The organism is Streptomyces antarcticus, from assembly GCF_026627255.1.
Classification (GTDB): domain Bacteria; phylum Actinomycetota; class Actinomycetes; order Streptomycetales; family Streptomycetaceae; genus Streptomyces; species Streptomyces antarcticus.
On the sequence record NZ_JAPNLM010000002.1, the window covers coordinates 397,301 to 418,866 of the forward strand.

Sequence of the window (21,566 nt, forward strand, 5' to 3'; positions counted from 1 at the left end):
AAGGGGAACCCCGGACGGCTCCACAGCATTCCCGGCGAGCAGGGGCCCGAGGCCGTGACGCAGGCATATGCCAGCGGATTAGACCCAGGCGGGGCGACATGATTGAGCCATCAATCTCTCCAACAGGCGCTCCACACGGGCCTCTTGGTGGCTACTGTGTTAGGGCAAGCGGTAACAACCTGCTAGGGGGAAACCGTGGCGCTGAAGCCCGAGCCGACCGCGCCGTTCCACTCGGCGCAGTACGCACTACGCGTACTCGAAACGATCGCACGGCACTCCGGTGGCGTGACCGACGTGCAGATCGCGCGTGAGACCGGCCTGCCCGCAGTCCATCTCGCCCCGATGCTGCTCATGCTGCGCCGGGAGGGGTACGTCCTGCAGGTCGCCGACGGCGCGTACGCCATAGGGGACTCACTCGTCCTGCTCGGCTCCGGCGCTGACCGCCAGCAGGCCCTGTCGGACAAGCTCCAGGACACCCTGGACCAGCTCCGGGACTCGGTCGGCGCGGCCGTCTACATCAGCCGGTACGTGGACGGCGAGGTCAGGATCACGCAGTTCGCGGACAGCCCCCGCACCCCCAAGGTGCACGAATGGGTCGACTTCCGCTCCGCCGCGCACGCCAGCGCGGTCGGCAAGTGCCTGCTGACGCAGCTGGACCTGGACGGGCGCCGCGACCACCTGTCCCGACACAAGATCGCCCGGCTCACGTCGAAGACGATCGTGAACGAGCGGATCCTGTTCTCCAAGCTGGACGCGCAGCCGGCCACCGTGCCGGTGCTCGACCTCCAGGAGTACGCCGTGGGCACCGTCTGCGCGGCGGTCCCGATCACGGCCGGGAACGCGGTGGGCTGCCTGGCCCTGTCGATGCCGGTGGAGCACGCGCACCGGCTGCGGGAGGCGGCCGACGCCCTGAACCGGAAGGCCGCGCCGCTGCTGCTGTCGCTCACGCTGTGAGCGGTGCGGGGGGTGCGAGGGGGGCCGCGTGGGGGCGCGGCGCGGCAGGGGCGGAAAACACTTCGGGCGGTTCCCGGTGAACCGGAAACCGCCCGAAGGACAGGTGCGCCGCCAGGGACTCGAACCCCGGACCCGCTGATTAAGAGTCAGCTGCTCTAACCAACTGAGCTAGCGGCGCCTGCTGACAGAGAAAATACTACCCGCTCCTGCGGGGTGCTCAAAACCATTGGCCGCGCGATGCCTGGAGGCCGGGGTGCCGCTGCGCGCAGCCTGCCCCAGCCCGCCCTTCCGCCGTTCCCCGGGGCGGAGCCCCAGGAGCAGCACTCGGCGGGCCCGCTGCCATGGGTGCCCGGCCGGGGCTAGGGGTGGAGGAGGTGGGTGCGGTTCTGGGCCTCGTACTTCGCCAGGAGCGCTGCCAGGGCCACTGCGTCCAGGGGGCGGTACTCGCCGTCGGGGGTGCGGTGCCAGACCGGGTCCGGGTGGGTGGGGGCGGATCCGGCCGGCCGGGGCTGGGCCGCATCGTTCGGCGGGGCCTGGGCGGCGGCGGCCGAAGGCGGCTGCGGGAGGAAGGCGGCTCGGCGGAGGGCTACCCGGTGGACCTTGTTCGTGGCCGTGACCGGCATCGACGGGACCACCCTGACGTACCGCGGCGGCATCTTCGTGCCCAGGTCCGGCTGGGCGGCCAGGAACTCCGCGAAGGCGTCCGGCGTGAACTCCGCGCCCTCGTTCAGGGTGAGCGCCGCCATCACCTGGTCCCCCGCCACCTCGTCCGGTACGGCGTAGACGGCGACCGCCGCCGCCCGGGGCCACCGGGCGAGGATGTTCTCGATCACCGCCGCCGCCAGGTTCTCACTGTCGACGCGGAGCCGGTCGTCCGTACGGCCCGCGAAGTAGAGGAAGCCCGACGCGTCGCGGAAGAAGAGGTCCCCCGTCCAGTACCAGCCGTCGCGGGTGCGGGCGGCTTCCGCGCCGGGGTTGCGCCAGTAGCCCTCGAAGAGGCTGCGGCCCCGGTTGACCAGCTCGCCGATGGCCTCGCCGCCGTTCAGCAGGCGGCCGTCCCCGTCGAAGACCGCCGGCGGGCAGGCGCGGCCCGTCTCCGGGTCGATCACCGCCAGGTCGTCGCCCGCGCCCGCCCGGCCCAGGGCGCCCGGCGGGGTGTCCGGGGTGCGCTGGACGGAAGCCCCGCCCTCGGTGGCCCCGTAGCCCTCCACCAGCCGGACCCCGAAGCGCTCGGCGAAGCGGGCCGCGTCCACCGCCCCGGCCTCGGTGCCGAAGCCGAGCCGCAGGGTGTGTTCGCGGTCGTCGGGGCGGGGGTCGGTGGCGAGGAGGTACTGGACGGCCCGGCCGACGTAGGTGAAGTACGTCGCCCCGTACGCCCGCACGTCGTCCAGGAAGGCGGAGGCGGAGAAGCGGCGGCGCAGCGCCACGGTCGCGCCCCCGGCCAGCGCCGGCAGCCAGTCGGCGATGACCGCGTTGCCGTGGAAGAGCGGCATGCAGACGTAGTGGACGTCGTCCGGCGTGACGGAGAACTGGCGGGCCAGCGCCGACCCGGCGGCGGCCAGCCGGCCCTGGGTGCAGATGGCGGCCTTGGGGGCGCCGGTGGAGCCGGAGGTGAAGTAGAGGAGCAGCCGGGAGGCGGGGCCGGGGGTGCCCAGCGTCGCCTCGCCGGGCTTGGCGGCGGCGTACGGGGCGAGCAGGGCCTCGTACTCCTCGGTGCCGGTGACGAGGAGGCGGACTCCGGGCAGGTCGAGGCCGCGCAGCAGCGGCAGGTGGGCGCGCTCGGTCACCAGGAGGCGGCAGTCGGTGTGCAGGATGTCGCGCGCGAGCTCGGGACCGCGCCGGGTCGGGTTGATCCCGGCGACGGCGGCCCCCGCGAGGGCCGCCGCGCCGAGCCAGAACGGGAACTCGGGGGTGTTGTCGAGCAGCACCCCCAGGTGCGGTTCGGCCTCCGGCGGCATGAGGTCGACGAGGAGCGCGGCGCGCGCGGCGGACTCCTGGGCGGTCCGGTGGCGGGTGAGGACGCGGCGCTCGGTGTCCTCGTACATCAGCCCGGGCCGGTGGTCGCCCCATTGGCGCGCTATGAGCTCCGCGACGGTTTCGGGTGCAGTCGACGTCCGCATGCCGCCGGAGATTAGCTGACGTTCCGTCAGAACTGAACGTCGGAGCAGGCGTAGAAGGCCATCGGGGTGTCGTTGACCGTCCAGACGGCCAGGATCATGTGGCGGCCGGACTTGCCGCTGGGCATGGCGCCCTGGTGGACGGTGGTCATGGAGGGGCGTGCGCCGTTGTAGGCGACGGTGAGGAAGGGCTGGGGGTCGAGGGACGCGCGGGTGAGGGACTTGGTGGGGTCCCAGCCGTTCTTGGTGACGTAGTACTTGAAGTCGGTGGTCGAGTGGTTGGCGGTGAACTGCCACCGGAAGGAGTAGCTCTGGCCGCTGGTCACGCCGGTGGTGGGCCAGGTGCCGCCGCGCTGGTTGTCGAGCTCGGAGAACTGGGCGTTGCCGCCGGCGCATATCTTGCCGTCGGCGGGACCGGCGGCCGGGAAGCCCTTGAAGCCCTCGACGCTCTGCGGCTCCCACTGGATGGCGCCGCAGTTGGACACGGCCTTGTTGGCACAGAGCTTCTGGCGGCTGATGGCGGTGTCGGTGTAGCCGTGGCTGCTCGCGCTGGGGGCGCTGAGCAGGGTGATCCCGGCGACGAGGCCGAGGCCGAGCGCGGCGGCGCCGGCCCGTCCGGGCATGCGGAAGTGACGCATGATGCTCCTTGAACGTGGGGGGAGTTCGGCGAGAGCGAGCGCACGCGTGGGGATGGTGTGGCGAGCCCTGGATCGCCGTACGGATTTCAGGTCTAGACCAACTCCCAGATTATTGACGAGAGTTGCCCATGTCCATACCAAAAGGAGAACGGGTGGTCCGGTCCCTTCCGGCCACCCGTTCCCGTACCGCTACGGAACCTGCTATTCCGACCGCCCCGTGTAGAAGGCGACGGTGAGGTCCTTCACGAGGGCCTTGCGCTCGTAGTCGTCCAGCTCGACGATCCCGCGCGAGGTCAGCCGGTGGACGGTGTCGTCCACCGCGTCGACGACCGAGGTCAGCACGGTGTCGCGGTGCTTGGCGTCGATCGCCGCGACCCGGCGGCGGCGCATCGCCTCGGCGACCTCGGGGGCGTACTCGATCCTCGTCGGCTGGGCCGAGAACACCTCGACGCCGACGGCCTCGGTCTCCGCCGCCAGCATCCGCGTCAGCGCGTCGCCGACGGCCTCGGCGTCGCGCAGGGTCGGGGCGGCCTCGTGGAAGGCATCGGCCGGGAGCTGGGACAGGACTCGGGCCATGGCCGACTCGACCTGTTCGGCGAGGTACTCGGTGTGGTCGGCGACGGCGAGGGTGGCGCGGGCGGTGTCCTTGACCTGCCAGACGACCTGGACGACGACCTGGAGGGCGAGGCCGCCGGAGTCCACGGCGGGCATCGGGTCGCTGCGCCAGTGGCGCAGCCGTACGTCGACCCGGCGGCGCAGGAGCAGGGGGCTGACCCAGGTCAGACCCGTACGCCGGACCGTGCCCCGGTAGCGGCCGAAGAGGGTCAGCACCCAGGCGTGGCCGGTACGGGCGCGGCCGAGGCCGCCGAGCGCCAGGAGCGCGACGACGCCGAGGAAGGCGAGCGGGGGCCAGTGGGTGGCCCGCAGTCCCTCGTAGGCGCGGGGGGTCGCGCCGAAGGCCGCCACCAGGGACGCCGGGACGACCCCGGCCCGCCAGAGCACGGCGACGCAGCCGGCCAGGGCCAGGCCGCCGACGGCCACGCCGATCCAGCCGGGCAGCACGGGCCCGCGGTGCTCCCGGAGCCGGTCGTCGCCCCGGGGGACGCGGCGGCCGGGGGCGGGGCGGACGGACGCCGCGGCGGGCCCGGGCCGGGTCGGGGCGGAACGGGCCGGGTCAGCGGGGGGCGCGGCGGTCGGGGCGGTCGCTGCGGTCGCGGCCGGGGGCTTCGGGTCGGCGCGGAACGGCAGGTGGAGCGGCACCTCGGTGGCCGCCGCGCCGCGGAAGGGCGCGGCGGGGGGAACGAGGGGCAGGTCCTGGGTGTCGTCGTCCTCCCGCTCCAGGCCCCGGGCCACGGCCCGGGCGACGATCCCGGCCACCCCGGGCCCGGGCACGCCGAGCCCGGGCACGCCGGGGTGCGGGGGGCGGACGTGGGGGTCGGTGCGGGGGTGGGTGCCGGTGCCGTCGTGCTGTGGCTCGGGCTCGGGCTCGGGCTCCGGGTGCGGGTCTTGGTCCGGGGCTTGGTTCGGGTCCTCGTCCTGGTCCTGGTGGAAGTCCTGGTGGAAGTCCTGGTGGAAGTCCTGGTCGGGGTGCGGGTGCGGCTCCTGATCGGACCCGGCCCGTGCGCGGGCGGCGGGGACCGGGGCCTCGGCGGGGCGGGCGTCCGGCTCCTCCGCGCCCTCGCGCGGGCCGGCGACCACCGCGACGGAGTGGTCGTACGGCGGCGCATACGCGGGCTCGGGCTCCCCGGCGGCCGGGGTCGGGCGGGTGTGCGGCAGGGCCGAGACGGGTTCGGCCCGGCGGGCCGGGGCCTCCTCCCTCGCGGGACCGGCGTCCGGGGCGGCCTCGGCGGGCCCGAACGATGACACCGGCCCGGGCTCGCGCACCGCCACGGCCTCCGCCGGGCGGGAGTGCGACACCTCCCCGGCGTCCGGCACCGGCGACCAGGGCCAGGGCTCCACCGGGCGGGCGTACGGCGCGGCCGCCGGGGCCTGCTCCCCCGCCGACTGCGCGGCCACGAGGACGGCATCGGCCCGCGCCGCCGGTACGGCTTCCGCCGGGACCGGGACCGGCTCGGGGCGACCGTACGGCGCCACCGGAACCTGCGGCTCGGGCGACGGGCCGTCGACCCGGGCGGCCGGAACCGCCTCCACCGGTACGGGTACGGGTACGGGTACGGATACGGGCGCGGGTACGGGGCCCGGGGCCTGGAACGCCTCCGGAGCAGGCACCTGAGCCGCGGCCGGAACCGGAATCGGAGGCGAGACCGGCACCGGGACCGCCACCGCCGCCGGCGCCGCGTACGGCGTGGGAGCCGCGTACGGCGTGGGAGCCGCGTACGGCGCCGCCGGGGAGGCCTCGGTCCAGGATGTCGGTGCCGTCGGCGACGGCGTCGCCGCCGGGGCTTCGGCGAGGAGGGCGGGGCGGACCGGCCGGGCGGCCTCCTGGGGGATCCGGAAGGTGCCCGTGGTCGACGTGGTGCGCGTGGGGTACATCGTTGCCTCCGTCATGCGAACAGCCGGCGCCAGGTTTCCGGGCCCGGGTAACCGTTGGCCGCGGCGCCGCGCCAGCCCTGCGCGCGCTGGAACGCCTCGACGTTGCGGCGGTCGGCCTCGCCCCAGCGGGGTCCGGGGCCGGAGGTGTAGTGCTTGCCGAAGCCCTTCTTCACCAGCTGGCGGCCCAGCGCCGCGACGGCCTCGTGCGACGCGCCCGGGCGGAAAACCGCCGCGCCCGGGTAGGCCCGTACGCCGCCGGGGCCGGGCGCGCCCGTCGCCGACGGCGGGATGTCCTTGCCCTGGTGCTCGACCAGCAGGCGCCAGGTATGCGCGCCCGGCAGGCCGTCCGTGTCGGCGCCCGTCCAGCCCTGAGCGCGCTGGAAGGCCTGGGTGGCCAGCCGGTCGGCGTCGGTCCAGGTCCGGCTGGGGCCCTTCGGGTAGAAGCGGGCGCCGCCCCGCTCGGCCAGCATCCGGCCCAGGTGCTCGACGTACTCGTTCGTGGCTCCCGGGCCGAACTTCTCCGCCCCGGGGAAGGCCGTCGGGGCCGTCGGCTTCGGTCCGGCGGCGGGGGCCTCCGGGGTGACGCCGCCGGTGATGCCGCCGGTGATGCCCTTGTACCGGTACGGCAGGTACTTGGCGGAGTTGGTCCAGTAGCCGTAGGGCGTGGCCAGCTTCCGCGTGTGGGGCTTGGTCTGCTCGTAGGCGATGTAGTGCGTCCGGGTCTGGTCCGCCCAGCCGCCGAAGAGGACCACGTGGGAGCCCTTGCTCGGGTCCGCCGGGTTGTGGAAGAGGAGCATGTCCCCCGGCAGCAGCTCGTCCTTGGTGATCTTCGCGGCGAACGTGTCGAGGCTGCCGGTCCACTCGTTCGTGCCGAGGTTCCAGGCCATGGAGACGTAGCCCGAGCAGTCCTGCCGGTACCCGTCCGTCCAGTACTCGGTCATGCTGTACGGCACCTTCGCGTCCAGCCACAGCTTCGCCCGGTTGATGATCGTCGCCCGGTCGATCCGCTTCACCACGCCGGGGGCCGCCGGGGCTCCCGGGGCGCCGGGCTTGCCGCCGTTGGGCCCGTGCAGCGGGGCCCGGCCGCCCTGCGGGGAGCCGGGCGGGTCCTCGTCCGCGGTGACCGCGCCGGCGGCCGGCGCGGTCACCGCGGCCGCGCCCGTACCGGCGCCGCCGAGAACCACACCGGCGGCGGTGGCCAGGACGAGCGCGCGGCGCGCGCCGCGCGCGGCGGGGTGTCCTCCGTCCCGGAGCGGTATGGCCCGCGCACGGGCGAGGGCGCGCCGGCGCTGGGCGCAGCCCTGGCACGCGCAGTCGCCAGCGGGCTCGTACTCCTGGAAAACGGGCATCGCCATCGGCCCATGCGGCGTCGGAGGCTGCATCGTCATGCGGTTCCGTCCACTCCCCTGCTCGTCCACTGGTCGGACCGTGCCGCATCTGGCGGGGCATCAGATGTGGCACGACCAAGACATATCGTGCACGATGAACCACCCAAACATGGGTTAATCGGACAAGGCGGGCGTGGCTGGTCGTGAGCACCGGCAGGAGTGGGGTAGAGTTTTACCTGTCACCAAGCGCCGCTAGCTCAGTTGGTTAGAGCAGCTGACTCTTAATCAGCGGGTCCGGGGTTCGAGTCCCTGGCGGCGCACAGACGAAAAGAAGGCCTCCACGCGAGTGGGGGCCTTCTTCGTGTCCCGGTGCTGCGGGCGTGCGCGGCTGGGTGCGGGCGTGCGGGGCCTTACGCCGCCGTTCCCGGGCGGACGCCCGCGCCCGTCAGGTAGGCGGAGACCACCACGTTGGCCGTGTACTCCTTGGCCGCCTTGTCGTACGAACCGCCGCAGGTGACCAGCCGCAGTTCCGCCCGGCCCGCGACCCGCTGGCCGTACGCCTTGTGCGGGTCGAAGCCCGCGCGGTCGTAGACCCGTACGTCCTCGATGGTGAACTCCGCGACCGACCCGTCGGCCCGCACCACCCGCACCTTCTCGCCCGGCTGCGCCGAGCTCAGGCCGAAGAAGACCGCCGGCTTCGACTTGGTGTCCACGTGCCCCACCATCAGCGCCGTACCGGCGACGCCCGGCTGGGTGCCCGCGCCCCACCAGCCCACCGTGCCCGGGCTGCCGTACGGGGGCGGCTCGATCGCACCGTCCTTGTCCAGGCTCCGCGAGATCACCGGGGCCTGGACGCCCAGGGAGGGCACGTCGACCCGTTCGGGCGAGGACCCCGGCATCGGGGCGTGCGCGGCCGGCATCCCCGGACCCACTGCCCCGCCGGCCCGGCCGGCGAGGGGCGAGGGTATCCCGGTCAGCTGGCGGCCCCAGAGCCACAGGCCCAGGACCAGCACGGACCACGCGACGAAGGTCAGCAGCCGGCCGCCGGCGGTCGCCCTGGCCTCGCTCACTCGCCGCTTCGGCGGCGGCGCAGGGCCAGCGCGCGTCCCGCGACGGCCAGGGTGGCCGCGGCGGCGAGGACGGCGCCGATCACGGTGTGCGGCATCCCCGGGCCGCCCTCCTCCTGCTCCTTGGCCGCCGCGGCCGGCCGGGAGGTCTCGGCGAGCTCGGCGGACATGCCGCCGCCGCCCGCGTGGACCGGCCAGACCGGCGAGGGGTGGTGGGTCGGGCGGTGGGTCGGGCGGTGGTGGTGGGCGATCTCGATGGAGCCGGTGACCTTGTCGTGGCCGTCGCAGGTCACCCGGATGGAGTGCCAGCCGGGCGGGGCGTGCGAGCTGATCATCGCCTCGCCGTAGAGCGGACTGCGGCCGCCGTCGCGGCCGTACAGGTCGGCGTCCGCCACGAAGACGGCGGACTTGGCCGCCCCCCGGGTACCGTCGCAGCCCTTGACGCGCAGCTTGACCTGCGCTCCGGGGTGGGCCGGGTTCGGATCGACCGAGATGCTCTCGCGGCCGCCGCGTTCCTCCTCGCCCGCGAGGGCGGTGGGCGCGGTCACCGCGGTGAACGCCGTCAGGGCGACGGCCACACCGGTGACACGGAGTGCGATGGGAATGCTGCGCATGGTGAACCTCCTCAACAAGGAGATTCACGTGCGGCGCGCCGCCCCGCATCCGGAGCGGCGCCGTACGTGTCAGCCGTACGCGTTACACGAGGTCGACCAGGTCGGCGATCGAGTCGACCGTCTTGGTCGGGCGGTAGGGGAACTTCTCGGTGTCGGCGAGCGAGGTCAGACCGGTGAGGACGAGGAAGGTCTGCATGCCCGCCTCCAGCCCGGCCAGGACGTCGGTGTCCATCCGGTCGCCGATCATCGCGCTGCTCTCGGAGTGCGCGCCGATGGCGTTCAGCCCGGTCCGCATCATCAGCGGGTTGGGCTTGCCGGCGAAGTACGGCTTCTTGCCGGTCGCCTTGGTGATCAGCGCGGCGACGGCGCCGGTCGCCGGGAGCGGGCCCTCGGCGGAGGGGCCGGTCTCGTCGGGGTTGGTGCAGATGAAGCGGGCGCCCGCGTTGATCAGGCGGACCGCCTTCGTCATCGCCTCGAAGCTGTAGGTGCGGGTCTCGCCGAGGACCACGTAGTCGGGCTCGTGGTCGGTCAGGATGTAGCCGATGTCGTGCAGGGCGGTGGTCAGGCCGGCCTCGCCGATGACGTACGCCGTGCCGCCCGGGCGCTGGTCGTCGAGGAACTTCGCGGTGGCCAGCGCCGACGTCCAGATGTTCTGGACGGGGACGTCCAGGCCCATGCGGCTGAGGCGGGCCTGCAGGTCGCGGGGGGTGTAGATGGAGTTGTTGGTCAGCACCAGGAAGGGCTTGCCGGACTCGCGCAGCCGCTTGATGAAGGCGTCGGCACCGGGGATCGGCGTGCCCTCGTGGATGAGGACCCCGTCCATGTCGGTCAGCCAGGATTCGATCGGCTTGCGCTCTGCCACGGTACTGTTCTCCGCTCTGCGGGGCCTCTGACCTCGGGGGCCTCTGGTCTGTACCACCCTATCCGGGCCGGGCCGCGGACGCGGAAGGCGTCCACGGCCCGGACGGCGGGCCCCGGAAAGGGGCCGGCCGGGGTGGGGCGAGGCGGCGGGCCGGGGTCAGCCGAGGCGGACGTCGTCGACGGTCCAGTACCAGTTGTTGTTGCCGCTGTAGCGGAAGCGGACCTGGACGTCGGTGGCGCCGGCCGGGACCTGGAGGGCGATCGACTCGGCCTTCGCGACCGCGTCGGCGGTGTAGCTCTTCACGACGGCCGGGGCGCCGCCGTTGTAGGACACCAGCACCTGGGCGGTCTGCCCGGCCTCCTGGCGGTAGTGGGTCTGGAAGGACAGGGTCTTCGCGGTCCCGCCCGCGACCGGCCACTTGGGGGTGATCAGCGTGGAGTCGAAGGTGCCGGTGTGGCTCTTGTCGTCCCACTCGTCGGAGTCGGCGACGGCAAAGACGTCACGGGAGCGGACGTTCAGCTCGCGCCACTGGTCGCGCTGCGACTGGCTCCAGAACTCGTCGGTGGCGAAGGCCCATCCGGCCCACTCGGTGACGCCGCCCGTGCCCATCTTCGAGTTGTCCACGGACCAGCCCGCCGGCGGGGTGTGGGTGAAGCCCTTGGTGCCGGCCGGGATCCCGGTCTCGTCCACGCGGGCCTGGAGGACCGGGCGCAGGGTGTCGAAAGGGTCGCTGTCGGGGGCGTTCAGCGGAACGCCGTCGAGGCCCGCGCCGCTGACGCCCACGTGGGCGAGGGCGGTCGCGGCGACGTCGGCCAGGCGGACGTCGTCCCGTACCGAGCCGGCCGGGATGCCCGCGCCCCTGGCGATGACGAAGGTGCCGCGCTCGGCGATGCTGGAGCCGCCGTGTCCGCCGCCGCTGGTGTGGCCGTGGTCGGTGGTGACCAGGACCTTCCAGTTCTCCTGGGCGTACGTGGGACGGCTCTGGACGGCGGTGAGGAGCTTGCCGACCAGGACGTCGACCCGGGCGACGGCGTCCAGGTAGGCCTGGCTGGCAGCCCCCGAGGAGTGGCCGGCCGCGTCGATCTCGCCGAGGTAGACGAAGGCCGCGTCGGGGTTCTGGTCGCGCAGCTCGGTGGCGGCCGCGGCGGCGATCTTCGGGTCCTCGCTGCCGTAGCCGTCGCGGTCGCCCTTGAGGGAGAGGCGCTTGTCGACCTTGGCCGAGAAGATCGGGCCGTTCTGGTCGGTGGAGGTGATCGGCTCCCAGTCGGCGGCCGCGTACGTGTTGAGCGACGGCTTCGCGTTCTCGATGCGGGTCAGGAAGTCCGGGTGGGCCGTGTAGTTCTTGCCGGTGAAGGAGTTGTCCTTCACGCCGTGCTTGTCGGGCCACACGCCGGTGGCGATGGTGGACCAGCCGGGGCCCGAGGAGGTGGCGGCCATCGGGTTGGCGTAGAGGGTGCTGCGGGCGGTCAGGCCCTGGGCCATCAGGCCGTTCAGGTGGGGCGCGTTGGCGGCCTTGACGCGGTCGAGGACCGCTCCGTCGATGCCGATGACGAGGACCTTGTCGGTGGTGGCCGCCGACTCCCCGGCGGTGGCGGCGGTGGCGCCGAGGGCGGTGGCGAGCAGGGCGGTGGCGGTGGCCGCCACGGCGAGGGTGCGTCCGGACAGGACAGCAGTGGGCACGTACTCCTCCGGGAGCAATCGTGGGGAAGGCGCGGCAGGTTGGGGCGGGCCGTGCGTGCGCCGGGTCCGGACCGGGGGTGCGGTCCTCGGTCCAGACCCGTTATCTCGGTGTCGCGGCGGGGCCGTGACGGTGCAAGCGTCACTCTCGCGGCCGTGGGTGGCCAGGAAGTAACCGGTCAGCTTCCGGTTGCCGACTTCCACGCGTCCACGTAGCCGGTGAGGTTCTTGTCGATGTCGGCCCAGTCCGGCTCGAAGACCTCGACGCCCGCCAGGATCCGCGCGAGTTCGACGGCGTTGGCGTCGGTCGGCCGGACGTCGGTGCGGGCCGGGAAGCCGCCGCCGACCTCGCTGACCAGCTTCTGGGACTCCTCCGTCAGGAGGTGGTCGAGCAGCTTCTTGCCGTTCTCCGTGTGCGGGGCCTTCGCGACGAGGCCGGCCGCGTACGGGAGGGCGAAGGTGGTGGGCTTGCCGCCGGCCCTGGCCGGGAACCAGATGCCCAGGTTCGGCATGGACTTGGACTGCGCGAAGTTCATCTGGACGTCGCCGTTGGCCACGAGCAGCTCGCCCTTGTCGGTCTTCGGCGCGAGCTTGCTGGTGGAGGAGGACGGGCCGACGTTGTTGGCCTGGAGCTTCTTCAGGTACTCCATCGCCGGCTCCTTGCCGCCGAAGTCGTGCATCGACTTGATGAGGACGGCGGTGCCGTCGCCCGCGACGCCCGGGGTGGAGTACTGGAGCTTGCCCTTGAACTTGGGGTCGAGGAGCTCCTCCCAGGTCTTGGGGGCCTCGGCGAGCTCCTTCTTGTTGTAGACGAAGCCGAAGTAGTTGTTGACGACCGAGGTCCACTTGCCGTCGGCGGCCTTGTCCGCGCCGTTGACCTTGTCGGAGCCCTGCGGCGCGTAGGCCTGGAGCAGGCCCTTGCCGTCGGCCTGCTGGATGAAGGGGGGCAGGGTGATCAGCACGTCGGCCTGGGTGTTGGTCTTCTCGCGGACGGCGCGCTGGACCATCTCGCCCGAGCCGCCTTCGACGTACTTGACCTCGATGCCGGTCTTCTTGGTGAAGTCGGCGAAGACCTTGTCGTACCAGCCGTCGCCCTTGTCGCTCTTGAGGCCGTCGGCGCTGTAGACGGTGACGACCTTCTCACCGCCGTCGGAGCCGGCGGAGGAAGCGGAGCCGCCGCAGGCGGTGAGGGTGGCGGCGAGGGCGAGGCAGCCGGAGGAGGCGGCGGTGCGGAGCAGGAGCTTGCTGGGCATGGAACTTCCTTACGGGGAAAGGGAGTCGGCAGAGGTTCAGCAGGGACAGCGGGGCGCGCGGGGTCGAGCGGTCACGCGGGGGGCGTGGCCGGATTCAGGGGTACGCGGCTCTGGCGCGGGTCAGCGGTACGCGGCCCTCGTACGGGTCAGCGGTACGCGGCCCTCGTGCGGATCCGGGAGACGGCCAGCAGGACCGTCAGGGTCGCGGCCATCAGGACCACGGCGACGGCGGATCCGCTGAACAGCGAGCCCCGGTCGGTGGCGGTGAAGATACGCACGGGCAGGGGCATCCAGTCCGGCGGGTAGAGCATCATCGTGGCGCTCAGCTCGCCCATCGACAGGGCGAAGCAGAGCCCGGCGGCCGCGGTGAGGGACGGCAGCAGCAGGGGCAGCCTCACCCGCCACAGCACGTACGCGGGACTGGCGCCGAGGGAGGCCGCGGCCTGCTCGTACGCGGGGTCGAGCCGGACGATCGCGGCGGAGACCGACTGGTAGGCGAAGGCGGTGACGAGGACGGTGTGCGCCAGGACCACGATGGATCCGGTGCCGTTGAGCAGGATCGGCGGCCGGCTGAACGCGACGAGCACGGCGAGGCCGACGACCACGGACGGCACGGCGACGGGCAGCACGAACAGCGCGTCGAGCGCGCGCTTCCCGCGCCGCCCGAGGGCGGCGGCGGCGAGCGCGGCCCAGGTACCGAGGGTGAGCGCGAGCAGGCTGGCGGTCACGGCGGTGACCAGGGACGTGGTCAGGGCCTGGAGGGATTCGCCGCGGACGGCGGCGGTGTAGTTCCCGGTGGTCGGGCCGGAGGGGAAGGCGCCGGACCAGTGGGTGGCGAAGGAGGCCCCGACCACGACGAGCAGGGGCAGGGCGAAGAGGGGCAGGAAGAGGAGGGCGAAGAGGCCCCAGGCGGCCCAGCGGCCGGTCCGGCTATGCACCAGCACGCTTGCTCACCACCCGGTAGAGGCCGAACAGGCCGACGGAGATCGCGATGTTGACGACGGCGACCACGCAGGCGGCCTGGTAGTCGGATTCGAGGATCGCCTTGCCGTAGACGAGCATCGGCAGCGTCGTGACGCCCTTGGCGCCGGTGAACAGGACGATCCCGAACTCGTTGAGGCACATGACGAGGACGAGGCTGCCGCCCGCGGCGAGTGCCGGGAGGGCCTCGGGCAGGATCACCCGGCGGACGATCCGGGCGGGGCGGGCGCCGAGGCCGGCGGCGACTTCGAGCTGGGCGGTGTCCAGCTGGGAGAAGGCGGCGAGCAGGGGGCGCATCACGAAGGGCGTGAAGTACGTGATCTCGGCGAGGAGGACGCCCCAGGGGGTGGCGAGGAACCGGAAGGGCCCCTCGGCGGTGCCGGTGAGGTCGGTCCAGACGCCGTTGGCCATGCCGACGCTGCCGTAGATGAAGAGGAGGGCGAGGGTGATGAGGAAGGAGGGGAAGGAGAGGAAGACGTCGATGAACTTCGCGACGGCGCGGGCGCCGGGGAACGGTACGAAGGCGATGACGAGCGCGAGCGCGAAGCCGAGGACGAGGCAGCCGGCGGTGGCGCCGACGGCCAGCCAGACGGTGGTCCAGAGGGCCTCCCGGAAGGCGGCGGAGGCGAAGACGGAGCCGTAGGCGTCGAAGGCGCCGCCGCCGTCCTCGGGGGTGAGGGACTGCTGGACGACGAGGCCGAGGGGGTAGAGGAAGACGAGCGCGAGCACGGCGACGGGCGGCAGGGCCCATACGCCGCGCGGCAGCCGCAGACCGCTGCGTCCCGCCGGGGAACCCTCCGGACTCGCCGGGGTCCGGGGCGCGGGGCCCTGGGCGGAACCCCGAGCCTCCCCGGAAGGGAACCCGCCCGGCCCGCCGGGCCCGCCCGGAGCCGGGACCGGCGGGCCGCAGGCCGCGGGGGCTCCGCCCGGGGGCGTTCCCACGGTCGTCCCGGGTGCGGCTCGCCGCGAGGCGTCAGGCATCCGAGACCCCCGCCGCGAGGAGCACCGCGTCCCGCGGCTCGAAGTGCAGGGTGACCCGGTCGCCGAGGGCGGGCGTCTCGCGCAGTTCGGGGAGGTCCGCCTTGACGCGGTGGCCGTGGACGTCGACGTACAGCCGGTGCGTGGAGCCCCGCCACTGGACCTCGGCGATGGTGCCGCTGAGGGCGTTGGGGCCGTCGCCGAGGCCGAGCAGGTGCGGCCGTACGCACAGGGTGGCCCGGGAGCCGGGCGCCGCGCGACCGCGGTCGAGGGCGAGCGGGCGCCCCGCGAAGACGGCTCCGGCGTCCGCGACGGTGACGGGGAGCAGGTTCGCGTTGCCGACGAACGAAGCGGTGAACTCGGTGCGCGGGGACCGGTACAGCTCCTGCGGGGTGCCGCAGTCCTGGAGCCGGGCCCGGTCCATGACGGCGATCCGGTCGGCCAGCGTGAGCGCCTCCACCTGGTCGTGCGTCACGTACAGGAGGGACACCTCGGGCAGTTCGCGGTGGAGCCGGGCCAGTTCGGCGAGCATCCCGGACCGCAGCTGCGCGTCGAGCGCGGACAGCGGTTCGTCGAGCAGGAGCACCCCGGGGCGGATCGCGAGGGCGCGGGCGATCGCCACGCGCTGCTGCTGGCCGCCGGAGAGCTCGCGGGGGTAGCGCTTGGCGTAGGCGGCCATCCCGGTCAGGTCCAGGGCTTCGGCGACCCGGCCGGGGATCTCCGCGCGGGGGGTCTTGCGGGCCTTGAGGCCGAAGGCCACGTTCTCCTCGACCCGCATGTGCGGGAAGAGCGCGTACTGCTGGACGACCATGCCGATGCCCCGCCGGTGCGGCGGGAGCGCGGTGACGTCCCGGCCGCCGATCAGCACCCGGCCCGCGGCGGGCCGTACGAACCCGGCGACCGCGCGCAGGGCCGTGGTCTTGCCCGAGCCGGAGGGGCCGAGCAGGGCCATCACCTCGCCGGGCTCGACGGTCAGGTCGAGCGAGTCCAGGACGGTGGCGCCGTCGTAGGCGACGCTGACCCCCTCGAACCGGATGCCACTCACGCCGGCTCCGCGCGGTGGGCGGGGCGGGCGGGGCCGGCGGCGGCGAGGACCGCGGGGAGTTCGGCGACGGAGCCGAGGACGTGGGTCGCGCCGTGCCCGGCGAGGGCGGCGCGGTCGTGGGCGCCGGTGAGCACGCCGGCCACGAGCCCGGCACCGGCGCGGCGGCCGCTGAGCATGTCGTACGCGGTGTCGCCCGCGACCACGACGTCGGCCACGTCGGCCACGGCGCCGGTCCGCAGGAACGCGGCCAGCACCATGTCCGGGTACGGGCGGCCGCGGCCGCCCGCGTCGGCCGGGCAGAGGGTGAGGTCGGCGAGGTCGCGCCAGCCGAGGGCGTCGAGGATGGCGTCCTGGGTGACGCGGGCGAAGCCGGTCGTCAGGACGACGGTGCGGCCGTCCGCGCGGAGCTCCTCGATGGCCTCCCGGGCGCCGGGGAGCGGGGCGACGAGCCCGCCGTCGACGAGGTCGCCGTACGCCTCCTCGAAGGCGGCGTTCGCGCGCTGTGCGCTCTCCTCGCTGCCGAAGAGGTGGCGGAAGACGGAGATCTTCGACTCGCCCATGGTGTCGCGGACGTAGCGGAGCTTCTCCTCGTGGTCGGGGGTGCCCGGGGTGACGCCGAGGCGTTCGGCGGCGCGCTCGAAGGCGCGCTCGACCAGGCCCCCGTCGGCGACGGTGGTCCCGGCCATGTCGAGGACGATCAGCTTGCGGGTGCCGGCGGGGGCGTTGGTCGTGGCGGGGGCGTCGGTCGTGTCGCGGGCGTCGGTCGTGTCGGTCATGTGGTTCACCAGCCCAGTTCGTTCGCTGTGGTCTCGGCTATGGCGGGCGAGCAGGTCATGCCGCGGCCGCCGGGTCCGGTCACCAGCCAGACGTCTTCGGCCACCTGCTGGCGGTGGACGACGCGGGTGGTGTCGGTGCACTGCGCGTACACGCCCGCCCAGCGGCGCCGGATCTTGGGCAGGGGGCGGCCCAGGAAGGACTCGGCGACCTCGGTGAGGTGCTCGTAGGGGTCCTCGAGCGTGTCGAACGCGAAGGGGTGCTCGTACTCGTGGGTGTCGCCGATGGTCAGTCCGCCGTCCTGGCGCTGGACCATCAGCAGCTGCATCTTGTGCGCGGCGGCGGTCGGCGCCTGGGCCTGCTCCGCGTTGAGCGCGTCCAGGGCGGGCGAGCCGTAGGCCGGGTAGTAGCGGAAGCTGTCGGCATCCGCGACCGAGGTGGTCAGCTGCTCGCCGAGCGGCGCGGTCTGCATCATCTGGAGCCGTACGCGGCGCACGGGCAGGTCGTGGGCCAGCTCGCGGACCAGGCCGGACAGCCAGGCGCCGGTGGCGAGGACGACGATGTCGCCGCGGTGGATGTACCCGTGGTCGTCTCGGACGGCGCCGGGGCCGGCCAGGGCGCGGACCTCCCGGCCGGGGACGAAGGTGTAGCGGCCGCTCGCCCGCAGGGCCTCGCGGAGGTGGAGCTGCGCGGTGCGCGGCTCGACGGCCGCATCCCGCTCGCACCACAGGGCGGCTCCGAAGTCGCCGCGCAGGGCCGGGTTGATCTTCCGTGCCTGCTCTGCGGTGACCAGCTCGTAGCCGCGGGCGGCGGCGTCGGGGCGGGCCGCGGCCGCTTCGGCGACCGCGTACTCGCGGGCGTTGCGGACGGGGGTCAGGGAGCCGATGGCACGGAAGCCCAGACCGGGCACCTCCGCGCCGATGCGCTCCCATAGCTCGCGGGCCCTCAGGGCGGTCTCGAGCTCCTCTCCCCCGGCCCGCCCGCTGACCCATATCTGGCCGAAATTACGCAGTGACGCGCCGCGGGCCTCCGCCTCGCGCTCGATCTGGACGACCTCGTGGCCGCGTTGGACTGCTTGCCAGGCGTGCATGGTGCCGACCACGCCGCCTCCGACGACTATGACTCTCACGCGGTTCACGGTGGTGCGGGCCCGTGGCCCGGGGGGATCGGCGTGGCGACGCGCCGGTGAACAGCCCTCGACGTTTGGACTAGACCCGTTATCTTCCCGTGACATCGATGCGCCCCTTTCCGTTCGGTACGGATGGTTTAGCGGCTTCGTCCCCGGGCCGCTTCGGGGCCGGTTCGCGCTTGCTCAGGCCCATCAGGCCGATTCGGGCCCATCAGGCCTATCAGGCCGATTCGGGCCGCAGGTGGGTCGTGAAGCTGAACCTGTCCCCACGGTAGAGGGAGCGCACCCGCTCCAGCGGCCGGCCCTCCCCGTCCCGCGAGAAACGGTGGATGAGCAGCATCGGGAGGGCGGGCGGAGTGCCGACGAGGAGGGCTTCGCGGGGTGTCGCGAGGACCGTCTCCAGCTTCTCGTCGGCGTCCCCGAAGATGATGCCGAGGCTGTCGCGGAGGTATCCGTAGAAGGAGGAGTCCGGCTGGAAATCGTCGCCGAGGCGGGGGGCGCGGGCGACCCGGATGTACGTGCTCTCCAGGCCGACGCGCTCGTCGTCGGCGAGCAGGACGCGCTCCAGGTGCCAGACGGGCTCACCGAGCGCGGCGCCGATGCCGGGACCGAGTTCGGGCGGGCAGGGGAACTGTTCCAGTCCGATCAGGGTGCGCCCGGGGCGGCGGCCCTGGCGGCGTACGCCCTCGGTGTAGCTGGCGAGGGAGAGCGGCTGCTCCAGCTTCGGTCCGGCGACGACGGTGCCGCGCCCGGAGCGGCGGAGCCGGCCCTCGAGCAGCAGCTCCCGCAGGGCCTGACGGACCGTCTCGCGGGAGACCTCGTAGCGCTCGGCGAGATCCCGCTCGGTGGGGAGGGTACCGCCCTCGCCCAGCTCGTCGAGGAGGGCCGCGATGCGGGCCTTGACGGCGTAGTACTTGGGGATGCGGCCGTGCTCGGGGATCCCGGAGCGGACGGGCGATCCGGGGCGGTGGCGCGGGGTCTGGTCTTCCACGGTGGGACTCTATGCGGGCCGGGTGAACGGCTCCCGTACGGGGACTGGCGCGATCACCCCGGGTGCCGGTGCCGGTGGCGGGGCCGGGGCGACAGTGGCGGGGGCCGGGCGCGGCGGGCGGGGGCCGGGCGTCAGGGCGACAGCGGCCGGGCGCGGCGGGCGGGCGTCAGGGGTGGTCAGCCGGCGGAGGTCGCGCGCAGCCGCCGGGCGACCAGCAGGAGTCCCCCGCCTGCGGCGACGGCGACGATGGCCCCGACACCGTACGCCCGGTCGCGCGGGCCGCTGTGCGCCAGCGCGCCCACCTCCGAGGGTTCCTCGCCCTGGGGGCCCTCCACGGAGAAGCGGTACCCACCGGCCTCGCCGACCCAGTCGCCGTCGTCGCCCTTGCGCTGCACGAGAGCCGCGTCGGCGAGGACCTCGCCGGTCGGGGCGTCGGGGGCGAAGGCCAGGCCGACCTTGACGGTGAGCGAGCCGCCGGCGGCGACGGTGAAGCCGGGGAAGGCGTCGCCCCCGTCGAAGACGGCGATGATCTCGTCGCGGTCGGTCCCCTCCAGGCTGACGGGGAAGGTGCCGCCCGGGGCGTCGAACTCCATCCGGAGGTGGGCGGGGCGAAGGGTGCGGGCCTTGCCGGTGAAGACGATGACGGGGTGGATGGCCGTGCACACGGAGCCCGTGGTGTTGGTCAGGTCCAGGTACCAGCTCTGCGGTCCGCTGCCCGTGCGGTACACGGCCGGACCGCCGCGGATCCGGGCGCCGATGGGGAAGGCGGCACCCTTCCCGTCACCGCAGGTGGCATGCGCCCGGGACGGCAGCGCGGGGGCCGGCCGCGCCCCGCCGCCGGTGCCCACGTCCGCACCCGCGGTGGTCGCGGGGCCGGCGACGAGGGCGGCCGAGAGGACGGCGGTGAGGGCAAGGGCTTTGCGTAGTCGCATGGAAGGCCTTCGCTGCTCGCCGGACGGGATGATGATCGGACGAGGTGACAATCACCCCGGCCACGCTCGCACCCTGTCACTCACGCGCGACGCGCTAACGGGCGCCGCGCCTGAGTCGTACTGGTTTACGCCCGATCGGCGCACGAGGTCAAACCGGCGCCGCGCGGCCGACGCCGGAGCCCTTCCGCGTTCCTGGACCTGCGTGCGGGGGCCCCCGCCGATCCCCGGGCGGGGCCGGGGGCCGAGGCGCGGGCGGAGGGCCGAGGCGCGGGCGGAGACGTCCGCCAGAGGCCGTGCGCCCAGGCCCTGTCCGCCGGAGGCCGTGCGCCCAGGCCCTGTCCGCCGGAGGCCGTATGCCCGGGCCCTGTCCGCCAGAGGCCGTGCGCCCGGGCCCTTCGGGCCGGGAGGGCCCGTCAGGTGTGGTCGAAGAAGGGGGACAGGGCCAGTTCCGCCGCGCCCTCCGCCACTCCCCTCGGCGTCAGGGAGACCGTCGGCGGGTCCGGGGTCAGCGCCCGGGCCGTGAGGACGGCGCGGACTCCGGAGACGAAGGCCTCCGGGGCCGCCGCCACCACGCGGCCGCCGAGCAGCACGTCGTCCACGTCCAGCAGCGCGACCAGGTTCGCGGCGCCCTCGCCCAGGATCCGCGCCGCCTCGGGGAGGTCGCCGCGGGCCACGGCCGCCAGGCACAGCACCTCCGCGCACCCCCGTGCCCCGCACCGGCACGGCGGGCCGTCCAGCAGGAGGACCTGGTGGCCGAACTCCCCCGCCGCCGAGCGGGTGCCCCGGTAGACCCGGCCGCCCAGGCGCAGCCCCGCGCCGAGACCGGTGCCGACATGCAGGTAGACGGAGGTGCGGGGGGCCGCCCCGGAGGCCCCGGCCCCGGGGAGGCCCGCCTGGAAGCCGCCGCGTCCGGTGACGGCACCGGCCGCCCCGGGGCCCACACCCGCCCCCGCCCCCGCCGCGCCGGCGTTGGTGTCCTTGTCCAGCAGCACGGGCAGGCCCAGCCGCCCCCGCAGCACCTCCCGCAGCGGGAACCCCTCCCACCCCGGGAATCCCGTCACCCGGCCCATCACCCCGGTCCGGTGGTCGAGCGGCCCCGGCGCGGCCACCCCGACGCCCAGCAGTGGCGGCCCGGCCGGGTCCGCGACCCGCGCGACCACCCGTACGACCGCCTCGACCGCCTCGGCGGGACCGGCCGCGAAGTCCAGCGGGCCGCCGGTCGCGGCGAGGACGGTGCCGGCCAGGTCGACCCGTACCGCCCGGAGCTCGTCGCGGTCCAGGTGCACGCCGACCGCGTGGCGCGCCTGCGGGGCCAGCCGGAGCAGGGTGCGCGGCTTGCCGCCGGTGGACGCGGCGCGGCCGGCCTCCGCGAGCAGCCCCTCGGCCCCGAGCCGTGCCGTGATCTTGCTGACGGCCTGCGGGGTCAGCCCCGTACGGGTCGCGAGCTCGGCGCGGCCCAGTCCCGTGGGCCCGGCGCCGCGCAGCAGGTCCAGCAGCAGCGCCTCGTTGTGCCCGCGCAGGGCCGGCAGGTTGACCCCGCCGCGGCCCTCGCGCCCGCCGCCGACTTCGCCTCCACCGCCTTCGCGGCCTTCGCGGCCTTCGCGGCCTCCACCGACTTCGCGGCCTTCGCTGCCTTCGCTGCCGCGCGCGCCGTCGCCGTACCCGTTGCCGGGTCCGTCCCCGCTACCCCTGTTCACCTGCCCATTGTCCACCTTCCTTGCACTTTGGCAACA

The 21,566-nt window shown here is 74.2% G+C and carries 18 protein-coding genes and 2 tRNA genes; 2 read left to right on the forward strand and 18 right to left on the reverse strand.

Annotated elements, in window-relative coordinates:
* The first annotated feature begins 195 nt into the window (after positions 1-195).
* A complete protein-coding gene (locus OTB16_RS05520) occupies positions 196-954 on the forward strand; it encodes an IclR family transcriptional regulator (protein WP_267718713.1) in 759 nt (252 codons plus the stop codon).
* Positions 955-1,058: 104 nt separating this feature from the next.
* Here the strand turns inward: OTB16_RS05520 and OTB16_RS05525 are convergent.
* From OTB16_RS05525 to OTB16_RS05545, 5 genes are all read right to left on the reverse strand, one after another.
* Positions 1,059-1,132, reverse strand: a tRNA-Lys gene (locus tag OTB16_RS05525).
* Positions 1,133-1,313: 181 nt separating this feature from the next.
* On the reverse strand, positions 1,314-3,074 hold the full coding sequence (locus tag OTB16_RS05530; protein ID WP_267718714.1) for an AMP-binding protein: 1,761 nt from the start codon (positions 3,072-3,074) through the stop codon (positions 1,314-1,316).
* A 26-nt stretch (positions 3,075-3,100) separates the two neighbouring features.
* On the reverse strand, positions 3,101-3,694 hold the full coding sequence (locus tag OTB16_RS05535) for a lytic polysaccharide monooxygenase auxiliary activity family 9 protein (RefSeq protein ID WP_267718813.1): 594 nt from the start codon (positions 3,692-3,694) through the stop codon (positions 3,101-3,103).
* Positions 3,695-3,910: 216 nt separating this feature from the next.
* Positions 3,911-6,202, reverse strand: coding sequence for an SPFH domain-containing protein (locus OTB16_RS05540; protein WP_267718715.1), 2,292 nt, complete (start codon positions 6,200-6,202; stop codon positions 3,911-3,913).
* Between the two features lie 11 nt (positions 6,203-6,213).
* Positions 6,214-7,557, reverse strand: coding sequence for a peptidoglycan-binding protein (locus OTB16_RS05545; RefSeq protein WP_267718716.1), 1,344 nt, complete (start codon positions 7,555-7,557; stop codon positions 6,214-6,216).
* Positions 7,558-7,776: 219 nt separating this feature from the next.
* Here OTB16_RS05545 and OTB16_RS05550 point away from each other — a divergent pair.
* A tRNA-Lys gene (locus tag OTB16_RS05550) sits at positions 7,777-7,850 on the forward strand.
* A 90-nt stretch (positions 7,851-7,940) separates the two neighbouring features.
* Here the strand turns inward: OTB16_RS05550 and OTB16_RS05555 are convergent.
* The 13 genes from OTB16_RS05555 to OTB16_RS05615 form a co-directional block, all read right to left on the reverse strand.
* Complete coding sequence (locus OTB16_RS05555; protein ID WP_267718717.1) at positions 7,941-8,600, reverse strand: class F sortase; 660 nt, start codon at positions 8,598-8,600, stop codon at positions 7,941-7,943.
* Positions 8,597-9,211, reverse strand: coding sequence for a hypothetical protein (locus OTB16_RS05560; RefSeq protein WP_267718718.1), 615 nt, complete (start codon positions 9,209-9,211; stop codon positions 8,597-8,599). The genes OTB16_RS05555 and OTB16_RS05560 overlap by 4 nt, the downstream gene beginning before the upstream one ends.
* 82 nt (positions 9,212-9,293) lie before the next feature.
* Positions 9,294-10,073 carry an HAD-IIA family hydrolase gene (locus OTB16_RS05565; protein WP_267718719.1) on the reverse strand — a complete coding sequence of 260 codons (780 nt, stop codon included), beginning with the start codon at positions 10,071-10,073 and terminating at the stop codon, positions 9,294-9,296.
* A gap of 156 nt (positions 10,074-10,229) precedes the next feature.
* Positions 10,230-11,753, reverse strand: a complete 1,524-nt coding sequence (locus tag OTB16_RS05570) for an alkaline phosphatase family protein (RefSeq protein ID WP_267718720.1) — start codon at positions 11,751-11,753, stop codon at positions 10,230-10,232.
* A gap of 176 nt (positions 11,754-11,929) precedes the next feature.
* The gene (locus OTB16_RS05575) at positions 11,930-13,003 is read right to left on the reverse strand and encodes a 2-aminoethylphosphonate ABC transporter substrate-binding protein (protein WP_267718721.1); all 1,074 of its coding nucleotides are present in this window, start codon (positions 13,001-13,003) and stop codon (positions 11,930-11,932) included.
* 146 nt (positions 13,004-13,149) lie between these two features.
* The gene (locus OTB16_RS05580; protein WP_267718722.1) at positions 13,150-13,947 is read right to left on the reverse strand and encodes an ABC transporter permease; all 798 of its coding nucleotides are present in this window, start codon (positions 13,945-13,947) and stop codon (positions 13,150-13,152) included.
* Positions 13,934-14,755 carry a 2-aminoethylphosphonate ABC transporter permease subunit gene (locus tag OTB16_RS05585; RefSeq protein ID WP_267718814.1) on the reverse strand — a complete coding sequence of 274 codons (822 nt, stop codon included), beginning with the start codon at positions 14,753-14,755 and terminating at the stop codon, positions 13,934-13,936. Before OTB16_RS05585 ends, OTB16_RS05580 begins: the two co-directional genes overlap by 14 nt.
* A 202-nt stretch (positions 14,756-14,957) precedes the next feature.
* A complete protein-coding gene (locus tag OTB16_RS05590; protein ID WP_267718723.1) occupies positions 14,958-16,007 on the reverse strand; it encodes an ABC transporter ATP-binding protein in 1,050 nt (349 codons plus the stop codon).
* Positions 16,004-16,783 (reverse strand): phosphonatase-like hydrolase, encoded by a 780-nt coding sequence (locus tag OTB16_RS05595; protein WP_267718724.1) that lies wholly within the window; start codon positions 16,781-16,783, stop codon positions 16,004-16,006. Before OTB16_RS05595 ends, OTB16_RS05590 begins: the two co-directional genes overlap by 4 nt.
* 5 nt (positions 16,784-16,788) lie before the next feature.
* Positions 16,789-17,910 carry a TIGR03364 family FAD-dependent oxidoreductase gene (locus OTB16_RS05600; protein WP_267718725.1) on the reverse strand — a complete coding sequence of 374 codons (1,122 nt, stop codon included), beginning with the start codon at positions 17,908-17,910 and terminating at the stop codon, positions 16,789-16,791.
* 220 nt (positions 17,911-18,130) lie between these two features.
* Positions 18,131-18,901 carry a GntR family transcriptional regulator gene (locus OTB16_RS05605; protein WP_267718726.1) on the reverse strand — a complete coding sequence of 257 codons (771 nt, stop codon included), beginning with the start codon at positions 18,899-18,901 and terminating at the stop codon, positions 18,131-18,133.
* A 176-nt stretch (positions 18,902-19,077) separates the two neighbouring features.
* Positions 19,078-19,833, reverse strand: a complete 756-nt coding sequence (locus OTB16_RS05610; protein ID WP_267718727.1) for a hypothetical protein — start codon at positions 19,831-19,833, stop codon at positions 19,078-19,080.
* Between the two features lie 413 nt (positions 19,834-20,246).
* Positions 20,247-21,530 (reverse strand): ROK family transcriptional regulator, encoded by a 1,284-nt coding sequence (locus OTB16_RS05615; RefSeq protein WP_420717624.1) that lies wholly within the window; start codon positions 21,528-21,530, stop codon positions 20,247-20,249.
* Positions 21,531-21,566: the final 36 nt, after the last annotated feature.

What these genes read in the sequence shown, in the direction of transcription:
- OTB16_RS05535 (WP_267718813.1), bottom strand. Translation starts at nt 3,694, where the DNA reads ATGCCCGGACGGGCCGGCGCCGCCGCGCTCGGCCTCGGCCTCGTCGCC.
- OTB16_RS05545 (WP_267718716.1), bottom strand. Translation starts at nt 7,557, where the DNA reads ATGGCGATGCCCGTTTTCCAGGAGTACGAGCCCGCTGGCGACTGCGCG.
- OTB16_RS05560 (WP_267718718.1), bottom strand. Translation starts at nt 9,211, where the DNA reads ATGCGCAGCATTCCCATCGCACTCCGTGTCACCGGTGTGGCCGTCGCC.
- OTB16_RS05530 (WP_267718714.1), bottom strand. Translation starts at nt 3,074, where the DNA reads ATGCGGACGTCGACTGCACCCGAAACCGTCGCGGAGCTCATAGCGCGC.
- OTB16_RS05540 (WP_267718715.1), bottom strand. Translation starts at nt 6,202, where the DNA reads ATGTACCCCACGCGCACCACGTCGACCACGGGCACCTTCCGGATCCCC.
- OTB16_RS05595 (WP_267718724.1), bottom strand. Translation starts at nt 16,783, where the DNA reads ATGACCGACACGACCGACGCCCGCGACACGACCGACGCCCCCGCCACG.
- OTB16_RS05610 (WP_267718727.1), bottom strand. Translation starts at nt 19,833, where the DNA reads ATGCGACTACGCAAAGCCCTTGCCCTCACCGCCGTCCTCTCGGCCGCC.
- OTB16_RS05575 (WP_267718721.1), bottom strand. Translation starts at nt 13,003, where the DNA reads ATGCCCAGCAAGCTCCTGCTCCGCACCGCCGCCTCCTCCGGCTGCCTC.